Raw genomic sequence first — 12,246 nt, forward strand, 5'->3', positions numbered from 1 at the left:
GAGAGGCTTTTTTATGTTCTCCAATATTTGAACGTATACTTCCGTTGTTAAAACTTGTTGATTTTGCCGATAACTAGAACTTAACGATGACATTTCACAAAACGAATGCCATGTATATAAGTTGATTTCCGTTCCGGCTGGGCGATTCCTTGAGATACTGTCGATTGTGTATGAGCGCCCATGTGCTGCATTTGTTCTTTGTTTGTAAACATAAAGGAGGAATTGAAAAATGGTTGAGTACAAAGATACTTTATTAATGCCTAAAACAGATTTCCCAATGCGTGGAAACTTACCGGCGAATGAACCGAAGATGCAAGAAAAATGGAATGAAATGGACATTAATAAATTACAGATGGAGCGTACAGAAGGACGCCCCGAGTATGTATTACACGATGGACCTCCATATGCAAATGGTGATATCCATATCGGTCATGCTTTAAATAAAGTGCTGAAAGATATGATTACGCGTCATCGCTCTATGACGGGCTACCATGTAAACTATATTCCAGGCTGGGATACACATGGTTTACCAATTGAGCAAGCACTTACGAACAAAGGCGTAAAGCGCAAAGAAATGTCTGTTGCCGAATTCCGTAAATTATGTGAAGAATATGCTTACGAGCAAATTGACAACCAACGTACACAATTCCGCCGTTTAGGTGTTCGTGGTGATTGGGAAAATCCATATATTACATTAAAGCCTGAATTTGAAGCACGTCAAATTGAAGTATTCGGAAAGATGGCAGAAAAAGGCTATATTTATAAAGGTTTAAAACCAGTTTATTGGTCTCCATCATCTGAATCTGCACTTGCAGAAGCTGAGATTGAATATAAAGATGTTAAATCGGCTTCTATTTATGTAAGCTTTGCACTAAAAGATGCTAAAGGTGTTGTCCCAGCAGACGCTAAAATGATCATTTGGACAACAACACCTTGGACGATCCCAGCAAACTTAGGGATTTCTGTAAACCCTGAATTTATCTATGTCGTTGTGGCAGTTGCCGATAAAAAATTCATCATCGCGAAAGAATTATTAGAAACAGTTGCTAACGAACTTGAATGGGAAGCGTATGAAGTTATTCAAGAAGTTAAAGGTGAAGCATTAGACCGAGTTGTTGCACAGCATCCATTCTATGACCGTGAATCTCTTGTAATGATTGGAGAACACGTAACTGCCGAAGCGGGTACTGGCTGTGTGCATACAGCACCAGGTCACGGGGAAGACGATTATTATATTAGTAAACAATATGGCCTACCAATTCTTAGCCCTGTTGATAATAGCGGCTGTTATACAGATGAAGCGCCTGGTTTTGAAGGTATATTCTACAATGATGCAAACAAATTGGTCACTGAAAAATTAAAAGAAGTAGGCGCTTTAGAAAAGCTTAACTTCTTTACACACTCGTATCCACATGACTGGCGTACGAAAAAACCAGTTATTTATCGTGCAACACCACAATGGTTTGCGTCAGTAGATGCATTCCGTGATGAGCTACTAGCGGCTGTAAAATCAACAACATTTACACCTGCTTGGGGTGAAACTCGTCTTTATAATATGATTCGTGACCGTGGAGACTGGGTAATTTCACGTCAGCGTGCATGGGGTGTGCCAATTCCAATTTTCTATGCTGAAAATGGTGAGCCAATTATTACACCAGAAACAATTGCCCATATCTCAGCTTTATTCCGTGAACATGGATCAAATATTTGGTTCCAAAAAACAGCTAAAGAATTATTACCTGAAGGCTTCACACACCCTGCTAGCCCGAACGGTGAATTTACAAAAGAAAACGATATTATGGACGTTTGGTTTGACTCAGGTTCTTCTCACCAAGGTGTGTTAGTAGAACGTGGTATGAAGTATCCAGCTGATCTATATTTAGAGGGTTCTGACCAACACCGTGGATGGTTTAACTCATCATTAATCACTTCTGTAGCTATTAATGGCTATGCACCATATAAAGGACTATTAACGCATGGTTTCGTTCTAGATGGTGAAGGGCGTAAAATGAGTAAATCTTTAGGGAATGTCATTATCCCGAAAAAGGTTATGGACCAATACGGAGCAGATATTCTTCGTTTATGGGTAGCTTCTGTAGATTATACAGCTGACGTTCGTATCTCAATGGATATGTTGAAGCAGGTATCTGAGGTTTATCGAAAAATCCGTAACACATTCCGTTTCTTACACGGAAATGTAGCTGATTTCGATGTAACGAAAGATCGTGTAGCCTACGAGGATCTTCGTGAAATGGATCAGTACGTTTATATGCGCTTGCAGGATGTTTTAAAAACTGTACGTGCCGCATATGATCGCTATGATTTTGCAGCTGTTTACCATGCTGTCAATAACTTTGTAGCAGTAGAACTATCTTCATTCTATTTAGATATTGCAAAAGATGTTGTGTACATCGAAGGTCATGACAATAAAGATCGCCGTGCAATGCAAACAGTTATTTATGACACATTGATGACATTAGTAAAAGTAATGTCACCTATTATCCCTCATACAAGCGACGAGATGTGGTCTTACTTACATGCTCAAGGTGTTGTAGAAGAGGTATCTGTACAATTAACAGACTTCCCAGAAGTAGATGAACACGAAAACTTCGAAAGTCTACGAGCAAAATGGGAGAAAATTATTGATGTTCGTGATGATATTTTAAAAGCATTAGAGGAAGCTCGTAATGCAAAAACAATCGGTAAATCACTTGAAGCAAAAGTGACAGTTTATGCAAAAGAAGATGTGGCAGCATTATTAAATGATGCAAGCATTGATTTTGCACAGCTTTCAATTGTTTCTGCCTTTGAAGTGGCTTCAATTGAAGCTGCACCTGCAGACGCATTAGTTCTAGAACATGCTTCGATTGTTGTCGAAAAAGCAACAGGTGAAAAATGTGAGCGTTGCTGGTCTATTTCTGAAACAGTCGGTTCAAATGAAGCACATGCAACAGTGTGTGCGCGTTGTGCAGAAGTTGTAGAAAAGTATTACGCTTAATATAGACAAACAGGTATAAAAATAAGAATCTGCATTCTATGTAATTAATAACGCAAGTCTCCTTGATGATGGGGGCTTGCGTTGTTTACTTTTCATCAGAGGTCTAGCAGATTCTTTTTTGTAATGGAGCAATTTCATCAGAAATTTGACGGCACTATTTAAATAATATTTCCCGCGTATTGCGGTAGTCAGTTGGAGATATACCGACATATTTCTTAAACGTAAGGCTGAAATAATTAGGTGTGTTGAAGCCGCAGATGAAGGAGATCTTTTCAATGGTGTAATCGTATTTTCGCAAATAAGGTAGTGATTTGATGATGCGTGTAAAGGCTACATAATCAACAAAATTGCGACCAATTTCTTTTTTAAACAATCTGCTAAAATGAGTAGCACTAAAATTGCTATATTTGGCAACGTCACGGATCGTAAGTTGTTCATTATAGTGCTCCTCGATATATTGGATAGCTTTCTGGAGCTGTTCTTGCTTTGTTAAATCCTCATAAAATCGTATATGGACATTATGAACAGGAGGTTTCCGCCGTGCCTTTCGAGCTTGGCTATAGGATTCCTTGACTTGCATAGCGTCCTGAAAAACGCCTCCAACCCCCATAAAAAGGTGGATGCAATAATCTTTTTTTAACGTTTCAATAACCTCAAGTAAACAAGTTACCCCCTCAGACCAATGCTTAAATGATGTGTATTCATTAGGAATGCGCATCAGCAACAGTAAATAACGTTCAAAATGTAAAAAAGAAATAGGTACTTTACTAGTAAAGTTTTGGTGAAACACATTTGTTATTACACTGCTTGCATCATGAGGGAAAGGTCGACCTTCATTCACATCTATATAGCCCTGGATTAAAAACACGATATTTGGGATACAATGCCTCGATAAAAAAGAGGAAGACTGGATGATTTCCTGCTCGCTTTCAACCTCTCCACGTATAAGTCGTTTTAAAAAAGCTTCTCGGAATGGCGAAGTATGATCTTGCGAAATTTGTTGTGATAACTCCAGCATTGTAAGAGTACTTGCTTGTTTTGCTTTATAGGAGGTATAAAGCTTTTTAACAATTCGTAGAAATTTCGCTTTCTGTAAAGGCTTTATAAGAAGTGCAGTTAAATTTAGTTCAATGGCGATACCAGTTGAGTAGGTAAGGTGTTCTGCAACAATAGGGACAATTATACTATTAGGATAATTTCTTTTTAACCGGTTTATCTTTACCCAGTCAAATAAACGGTTAATTTCATAGACAATGATGGCGGAAATCTCTGTTTGGGGTTCTTCGCAGGTATTAAAGGTATTAGGTAAGTATTCTTCTATCCAGTAGCCCATTTGTTGTTGTTCAGTTGAATTTTCAATGTACCAAACAATATTTAAAATGCTAACATCTCCTTTCTATGATAAATGGAAAATAATAAAAATAGTTTAACTTAAAATAGCATTTTTTTGTACTAATACAGCAATATTTTGTAACTATTTTATAGATTAAATAGAATAGAATGATTGTAGTGAATAATAATTTGAAATTTCAGACAATTATTTACGTATACAGGAAGGGGGAGTTGAAATATGGCAGAAGTAGGGAGTCATGATTATGAATACGTGGAAGCTGGAACTATCGATGTAAAGGATCTTCCACCACTAGATGCAACTACTAACAAAATTATGAAAGATGAGTTTACTACAGGTTTTAGTTTAACGGTATTTTATTTTATTTTAATTTTTAGCATTCCGGTTATGAACTGGTTCGCCCCAGAGCTTGCTTTCAAAAAAATTTTAGGTGGTATGACAGTGACATGGTTTGTGACAACCGTAGTGATGATGGTAATGGCTTTTATTATTGCCTATGTGCATACAGCATTGTACGAAAAGCGCCTTAAGAAATACGAAATACTTAATAAGTAGTTTTTAGCTAAGGGGGGATATGTAAAATGATGCAAGCTTTATTAGAACCAAAGATGTTATTGACTATTGCTTTAATGGGGACAATTGTATACATTACGTATTTAACGAAAAGAAATGCAACGGCATCCGATTTCTTTGTTGGGGGACGAAGTTTTGGATGGTTTACAAATGGTTCGGCAATTGGGGGAGACTATTTAAGTGCAGCAACATTTCTTGGGATAGCTGGTTTGACTTTTCAATTAGGGTATGACGGTGCTTACTATGCATTTTGCTTCTCTATTGGATTGACGTTACTAGCTATTTTTGTGGCAGGTCCGTTAAGACGTTTTGGAGCATTTACCGTTGCCGATTTTTTAGCTTATCGTTTTCATAGTAGACGAGCTCGGCTAGTAGCAGTAGCTGTAGTATTAGCGATCTCTGGTTTTTATGCAGCGCCACAATTATTAGGGGCGGCACAAATTTTAAGTATGTTTTTCGGGACTTCATATGAATTCGGGATTATCTTTACGTGTGTTGTAATGGTTTTCTATGTAGGAATAGGCGGTATGAAAGGAACGACAATCAACCAAGCTTTAGAGCTTTGGATTCGACTTGGAGCGTTTGTTGTTATGTTGATTGCAGCAATGTATAGTGGTTTGCATTACGATAAAATTTTAGCTGCTATTAATTCATTCAGTGGTCCTATTACAGGAACATCACCATATGCTTTAGATGGAAATAATGTTAATTTTGATGGTGCTGCTTGGACAGGAACTGGTTTTTATTTCCCAACATTTTGGCAAACTATCAGTATGACAATCGGTTTAGCATTAGGGACAATTGGTTTGCCACATATTTTACTAAGATTTTATACGAATCCAAGTGCGAAGGCGGCTCGAAAATCAGCATTAATGGCGATTGGGATTGCTAGTACGTTTTTCTTATTAGCTGTTTACTTAGGTGTTGTAGGCCGTTCTATTTTTATCTCGGGTACGGCAAGTGAGGAAGTCATGCGTGATTTAGTGCTTGGTGGGAACAATATGGTTATTCCTACAACAGCACTTGCACTAGGAGGGAAATGGCTACTTGGACTTGTCATAGCAGGTGCTTTTGCAGCCATATTCTCAAATTTATCGGGCTTATTTATTACAAGCTCAGGTGCATTAGCCCATGATTTATATGCAAGTGTTATGAAAAAGGATATTACAGAAAAACAACGAGTGATTGCAGGGAAAGTAGCCATTGTTTTATTAGGTATTTTATATGGAGCGTTGGGCTTATTAGTTAAAGATGCATCCATCGGTCATTTAGTGGCACTTGCCTTTACTGTAGCGGCGAGTACATTTACACCAATATTTATTTTAGGTATTTGGTGGAGAGGAATGACAGAAAAAGGAGCAATTGCAGGTTTACTCATTGGTCTAGGTGTATCGATGTGGATGATCTTTCTACCAGGAACATTACCAAGCTTCTTACAATTTAAAATCCCTGGCATCGTCACAGTACCTGTAGGCTTCTTATCCGTTGTTATTGTTTCATTATTAGATCGGAAAGTACCAGCTGATGTCAATGATTTCATGAAGCGTGTACATTCAAAAGAGTCTGAAACAGCCTAAAACGGTATAATATTGAATAAAAAATGAAAAGCTATTGCCATTCCTTATGAAGTGAGTGGCAATAGCTTTTTTAATTGAAGGGAAGTTGACGGCAGGAAAAAGAGCGGGGCGACGGAAAGAAGAGTCGAAGCGATGGATAGAAAAGCCAAGGCGACGGAAAGAAGTCAAAGCGACGGATAGAAAGATCAAAGCGACGGAAAGAAGAGTCGAAGCGACGAAAAGAAAAGCCAAGGTGACGGATAGAAGCCAAAGCGAAGGATAGAAAGGTCAAAGCGACGGAAAGAAGAGGCAAGATGACGGATAGAAAGGCCAAAGCGACGGATAGAAGACAAAGCGATGGAAAGAAGAGTCGAAGCGACGGAAAGAAAAGCCAAGGCGACGGATAGAAGCCAAGGCGACGGATAGAAGCCAAAGCGACGGAAAGAAGAGGCAAGGCGACGGATTGAAAGTTCAAAGCGACGGATAGAATTGTCAAAGTCGTGGATAGAACAGCCAAAATCGTGGATAGAACAGCCGAAATCGTGGATAGCCCCGGTAGATTGACGGATAAAAGTCAAAGCAACGGAAAGAAGAGCCGAAGTGACGGATAGATAGGCCAAAGCGACGGATAGGAAGGTCGAAGCGACGGAAAGAAGTCAAAGCGACGGAAAGAAAGACTAAAGCGAAGGAAAGAAGAGCCGAAGCAGACGGATAGAAAGGTCAAAGCGACGGAAAGAAGAGTCGAAGTGACGGATAGAAAGGTCAAAGCGACGGAAAGAAGAGTCGAAGTGACGGATAGAATTGTCAAAGTCGTGGATAGAGCAGTTGACGTCGTGGATAGAATCGTCAAAGTCGTGGATAGCCCCGATAGATTGACGGATAGAAGACAAAGCGACGGAAAGAAGAACCGAAGTGATGGATAGAAGAGCCAAAGCGACGGAAAGAAGAGGCAAGGTGACGGATAGAATTGTCAAAGTCGTGGATACAGCAGTTGAAGTCGTGGATAGAATCGTTAAAGTCGTCGATAGAACAGCCAAAATCGTGGATAGCCCTGGTAAATCGAAGCAAAAAATCAACTCTACAATATGGTATTGATCCATATTTTCATGCTATATTAGTTATTCTGTGATGGGCTGTTATGGTAGAATAGGTTAGATGTTGAGCGAACGGAGGAGTGTCTGTGTATAAATATTATGGATTGGCCGTATTCGTAGTTATTTTAGATCAATGGACAAAATGGCTAATTGTGAAAAATATGGAGTTTGGTGAACGAATTTCAGTATGGGATCCGTGGTTTGGGATATTGTCTCATCGAAATAGAGGAGCAGCATGGGGAATGCTAGAAGGCCAAATGTGGTTATTTAGCATTATCACGATAGGCGTTATTTGTGCAATCCTATATTTTTATCATAAAGAAGCTAAGGGTAAACCTATTTTTCAAGTAGGCTTGATGCTTTTATTAGGCGGAGCTGTAGGTAATTTTATTGACCGTATATTTAGAGGCGAAGTGGTCGATTTTGTAAGTGTCTTAATTCCAGTCATTAATTATGATTTCCCAATCTTTAATATTGCGGATTCTGCTTTAACAATGGCTGTAGTGATATTAATGATTGGCTTAATCATTGAAGAGAAAAAAGGAAAGAAACAGGTGAAACAATGACGCAAGTATCATATACAATGGAAGAACAACAACAGGGAGAGCGCATTGATAAGGCGCTTTCGGGTGTGCAATCAGAGTGGTCACGAACACAGATCGGGAATTGGATTACTGAGGGGATTATTAAAGTAAATGGAGAGACTGTCAAGGCGAAGTATAAGGTAAAAGTAGGGGATATTGTAGAAATTGATGTACCCGAAGCAGAGCCATTAGATGTTATTGCTGAAAACTTAGATCTTGATATTGTTTATGAAGATGAAGATGTTCTTGTTGTGAATAAGCCAAAGGGCATGGTTGTCCATCCGGCACCTGGGCATATGACGGGTACACTTGTCAATGGCTTAATGTATCATTGTAAGGGTTTATCAGGCATTAATGGTGTTATGCGACCAGGAATAGTTCACCGTATCGATAAAGATACATCAGGGTTATTAATGGTTGCTAAAAATGATGCAGCGCATGAATCGTTAGTGAATCAGCTAGTCAATAAAACAGTGACTCGTAAATATACTGCACTAGTTCATGGGCATATTGCACATGATAAGGGTACAATTGATGCACCAATTGGTCGAGATCAAAAAGATCGTCAAAAACAAGCAGTTGTCGACAAAGGTAAGCATGCAGTAACCCATTTCCAAGTGATCGAACGCTTTGGTGATTATACGCTAGTAGAGTGTCGTTTAGAAACAGGCCGAACTCACCAAATTCGTGTCCATATGAATTATATTGGATTCCCACTTGTGGGTGACCCAAAATATGGACCAAAAAAGACAATAGACTTTGGTGGACAAGTATTACACGCGGGTATATTAGGCTTTGATCATCCTACATCAGGTGAATATTTGCAGTTTGAAGCGCCAATTCCTGCTGATTATGAACAATTATTACTTGATTTAAAAAATAGGCATTGACGTATAGGAAAAGAAGGTCTATACTAACGAAAGTGAATGAACAACTTAACTAAATATTCACCTTTAATGGCAGTCCAGAGAGGCTGAGAAGGTACATGTGAATGTGTTGCTAAAAAATTTGTGCTGCAAATTTTTTCAACATACTATTTAAACACGTATTCAACCCTCTCAGGCTATTCGCCTCGAGAGGTTTTTTTATGGACACATGGCCAACAATAGATAGAAGAGAGGAGGAAACTTACATGGCACAAAATGAGCTATTAGATGGACCGTCTATGGCAAGAGCGTTAACACGTATTGCACATGAAATTATTGAACGCAATAAAGGAATCGATGAATGTATTTTAGTGGGCATTAAAACGCGAGGTGCATTTCTTGCAAAACGCCTAGCTGAACGAATTGAAAAAATTGAAGGCAAACCAATCCGTACAGGGGAGCTAGACATCACCCTCTACCGAGATGATTTAACAACAAAGCATGATAATGAACAAGCACATGTTGAGCAAGTAGATATTGATGATGTAGTTGTAAATCAAAAAATTATTTTAGTCGATGATGTACTATACACAGGGCGTACAGTCCGCGCAGCGCTAGATGCAATAATGGATTTAGGGCGACCTGCACAAATTCAACTTGCGGTCCTGATCGATAGAGGTCACAGGGAACTACCGATAAGAGCTGATTATGTCGGTAAAAATGTTCCGACATCTGGAGCTGAGCGTATTGTCGTCAATTTACAAGAAGTAGACGGAGAAGATTGCGTCATCATTTTTAAAGAAGATTAACAAAAAAGTGGGGAAGCACTATGTCAAATGCAGTATTAGATATTAAGGATAAACCGACCCCAGTCCAACTAGTGACATTAAGTTTCCAGCACATGTTTGCAATGTTTGGCTCAACGATCTTAGTTCCTCAGTTGGTTGGTCTTAGTCCAGCGATTGCCCTTTTAACAAGTGGGATTGCTACACTGTTTTTCTTATTAATTACGAAATTTCAAGTTCCAGCTTATTTAGGATCATCATTTGCTTTTATCGCACCGATTTTACTAGCGGCAGGTGGTTTAAATAAAGACGGCTCTAGTGTAAATCCAGGTCATGCAATGATTGGTGCTATGGCAGTCGGAATAACATATGGTATTGTATCCCTAATCATCTGGAAAAGCGGCTATAAATGGATCATGAAAATTTTGCCACCGATTGTGGTTGGACCTGTCATTATGGTCATTGGACTTGGGTTATCAGGTACAGCAGTCAATATGGCGATGAATGTAGATGGCAAATATAGCTTTTTACACTTCTCAGCAGCGTTAGTAACATTATTTACAGCCATTATTTTCACGATTGCCTTTAAAGGCATTTTAAGTACAATGCCAATCTTAATTGGCTTAATTGTAGGATATATTTACTCAATGATTATCGGTATTGTTGATTATTCACCAATTGCCAAAGCAGACTTCTTTGCACTACCTGACTTCTTAATCCCAGGCGTTCACTACGATTTTGAAATCACAACAAAGATACTCCTAACAATGGTACCAATCGTGATTGTAACGATTTCAGAGCATATTGGTCACCAGTTAGTGTTAGGGAAAGTTGTTGATCGAGATTACATTAAAGAACCAGGCTTACACCGTTCACTTTTAGGGGATGGAATTGGAACATTTATTAGTGCATTAATCGGTGGTCCACCGAAAACAACTTACGGTGAAAATATCGGCGTTCTTGCTATCACTCGTGTTTACAGTGTATACGTTATCGCAGGAGCAGCGGTCGTGGCAATTTTACTATCATTCTTCGGGCAAGCAATGGCAGTTATTGCAACAATTCCAACAGCTGTACTTGGTGGGGTTTCTATCCTGCTCTTCGGTATCATTGCGGCAAGTGGATTACGAATGTTAGTCGATAATCATATCGACTTTGGTAATAGTCGTAACTTGGTCATTGCCTCTGTTATTCTAGTCATTGGTATCGGCGGTGCGAAGTTTGTTGTTTCAGAATCACTTAGTGTCGAAGGTATGGCATTAGCAGCGATTATCGGTGTTCTTTTAAATGCCATCCTACCAGGAAAAAAAGAAGCAGAAAAACCAGTACTGCACAATCAAAATAAAAATTCATAGAAGTACCTTTTAATGAATTGTCCAGAGAGGCAAAAAAAGGGAAGTTGTAGACAGTCTAAAAGTAGGAATGTATCCTGCTATAGTTTGTCGCGCCTCCTTATGCCTCGTTGATGACATCAACGGGGCTTTTATTATATTCAGCTTACTGAATGCAGAACGTTTATACATAGACGTTCATGAAACACAATCTAATGGAGGTTACATGATGAAGAACTTATTATCGATGGAACATTTAACAACTGAAGAAATTAACAACATCTTAGATCGAGCGCAAGCTTTTGAAAATGGTGAAACATCATCGTTATCTCGCCCATACAACGTTGCAAATTTATTTTTTGAACCAAGTACGCGCACGAAAACAAGCTTTGAAATGGCAGAGCGCAAAGTTGGCTGTATCGTTATCCCGTTTGATGGTAGCTTTTCAAGCGTCACTAAAGGTGAGACATTATACGATACAGTAAAGACGTTAGAAATGATTGGTATGGATGCCGTAGTCATTCGTGCAAAGGAAGATGCGTATTACAATGAACTACTTGAAGGCATCGATGTATCCATTATTAATGGAGGTGACGGCACTGGTCAGCATCCGTCTCAATCACTATTAGATCTTTATACAATCAAAAAAGAGTTTGGTTCTTTTGAAGGGTTAAATGTAACAATCGCTGGAGATATATCCCATAGTCGTGTAGCGAAATCGAATGCGTTAGCGTTACAGCGCTTAGGGGCAAATGTTCATTTCCTTTGTCCGGAAGAGTGGGCAGGTAATTTTGACGCACATCATTCTTGGGATGATTTAATCGAAATTAGCGATGTGATTATGTTACTTCGTGTGCAGCATGAACGTCATAAGGTTAATAAAAGCTTCTCAAAAGAGAGCTATCATAATGAGTACGGTTTAACAATTGAACGTGAGAAACAAATGAAGGACAAGGCAATTATCATGCATCCAGCACCGGTCAATCGTGATGTAGAAATTGCTTCAGAGTTAGTAGAATGCGAACGTTCTAGAATTTTCGAGCAGGTTCGAAATGGTGTATATACACGAATGGCTATAATGGAAACAATTTTAAAGGGGAGAGAGTAA

The 12,246-nt window shown here is 38.9% G+C and carries 10 protein-coding genes; 9 read left to right on the plus strand and 1 reads right to left on the minus strand.

All coding sequences use genetic code 11. The features are described 5' to 3' along the window. The first annotated feature begins 229 nt into the window (after positions 1-229). On the plus strand, positions 230-2,998 hold the full coding sequence (ileS, locus tag MWJ95_RS07145; RefSeq protein ID WP_249073211.1) for an isoleucine--tRNA ligase: 2,769 nt from the start codon (positions 230-232) through the stop codon (positions 2,996-2,998). Positions 2,999-3,152: 154 nt separating this feature from the next. On the opposite strand, the gene MWJ95_RS07150 is transcribed toward ileS, so the two are convergent. Next, positions 3,153-4,331 carry a helix-turn-helix transcriptional regulator gene (locus tag MWJ95_RS07150; RefSeq protein WP_249073210.1) on the minus strand — a complete coding sequence of 393 codons (1,179 nt, stop codon included), beginning with the start codon at positions 4,329-4,331 and terminating at the stop codon, positions 3,153-3,155. A gap of 237 nt (positions 4,332-4,568) precedes the next feature. Here MWJ95_RS07150 and MWJ95_RS07155 point away from each other — a divergent pair, with 237 nt between their 5' ends. From MWJ95_RS07155 to MWJ95_RS07190, 8 genes are all read left to right on the plus strand, one after another. Continuing rightward, entirely contained in the window at positions 4,569-4,904 is a 336-nt protein-coding gene (locus MWJ95_RS07155; protein WP_249073209.1) for a hypothetical protein, read from the plus strand. Positions 4,905-4,930: 26 nt separating this feature from the next. Further along, on the plus strand, positions 4,931-6,499 hold the full coding sequence (locus MWJ95_RS07160) for a sodium/solute symporter (RefSeq protein ID WP_249073208.1): 1,569 nt from the start codon (positions 4,931-4,933) through the stop codon (positions 6,497-6,499). A gap of 894 nt (positions 6,500-7,393) precedes the next feature. Then, positions 7,394-7,573, plus strand: coding sequence for a hypothetical protein (locus tag MWJ95_RS07165; protein ID WP_249104933.1), 180 nt, complete (start codon positions 7,394-7,396; stop codon positions 7,571-7,573). An 85-nt stretch (positions 7,574-7,658) separates the two neighbouring features. After that, a complete protein-coding gene (gene lspA, locus MWJ95_RS07170) occupies positions 7,659-8,138 on the plus strand; it encodes a signal peptidase II (protein WP_249073205.1) in 480 nt (159 codons plus the stop codon). Beyond that, entirely contained in the window at positions 8,135-9,046 is a 912-nt protein-coding gene (locus tag MWJ95_RS07175; RefSeq protein WP_249104880.1) for an RluA family pseudouridine synthase, read from the plus strand. The genes lspA and MWJ95_RS07175 overlap by 4 nt, the downstream gene beginning before the upstream one ends. Before the next feature lie 242 nt (positions 9,047-9,288). Further along, positions 9,289-9,831, plus strand: coding sequence for a bifunctional pyr operon transcriptional regulator/uracil phosphoribosyltransferase PyrR (gene pyrR / locus MWJ95_RS07180; protein ID WP_249073203.1), 543 nt, complete (start codon positions 9,289-9,291; stop codon positions 9,829-9,831). 20 nt (positions 9,832-9,851) lie between these two features. Next, a complete protein-coding gene (locus tag MWJ95_RS07185; protein WP_249104882.1) occupies positions 9,852-11,162 on the plus strand; it encodes a solute carrier family 23 protein in 1,311 nt (436 codons plus the stop codon). Positions 11,163-11,367: 205 nt separating this feature from the next. Then, positions 11,368-12,246, plus strand: coding sequence for an aspartate carbamoyltransferase catalytic subunit (locus MWJ95_RS07190; RefSeq protein WP_249073201.1), 879 nt, complete (start codon positions 11,368-11,370; stop codon positions 12,244-12,246).

Origin of the sequence: Lysinibacillus sp. Bpr_S20, assembly GCF_023337835.1 — a bacterium.
GTDB lineage: Bacteria > Bacillota > Bacilli > Bacillales_A > Planococcaceae > Lysinibacillus.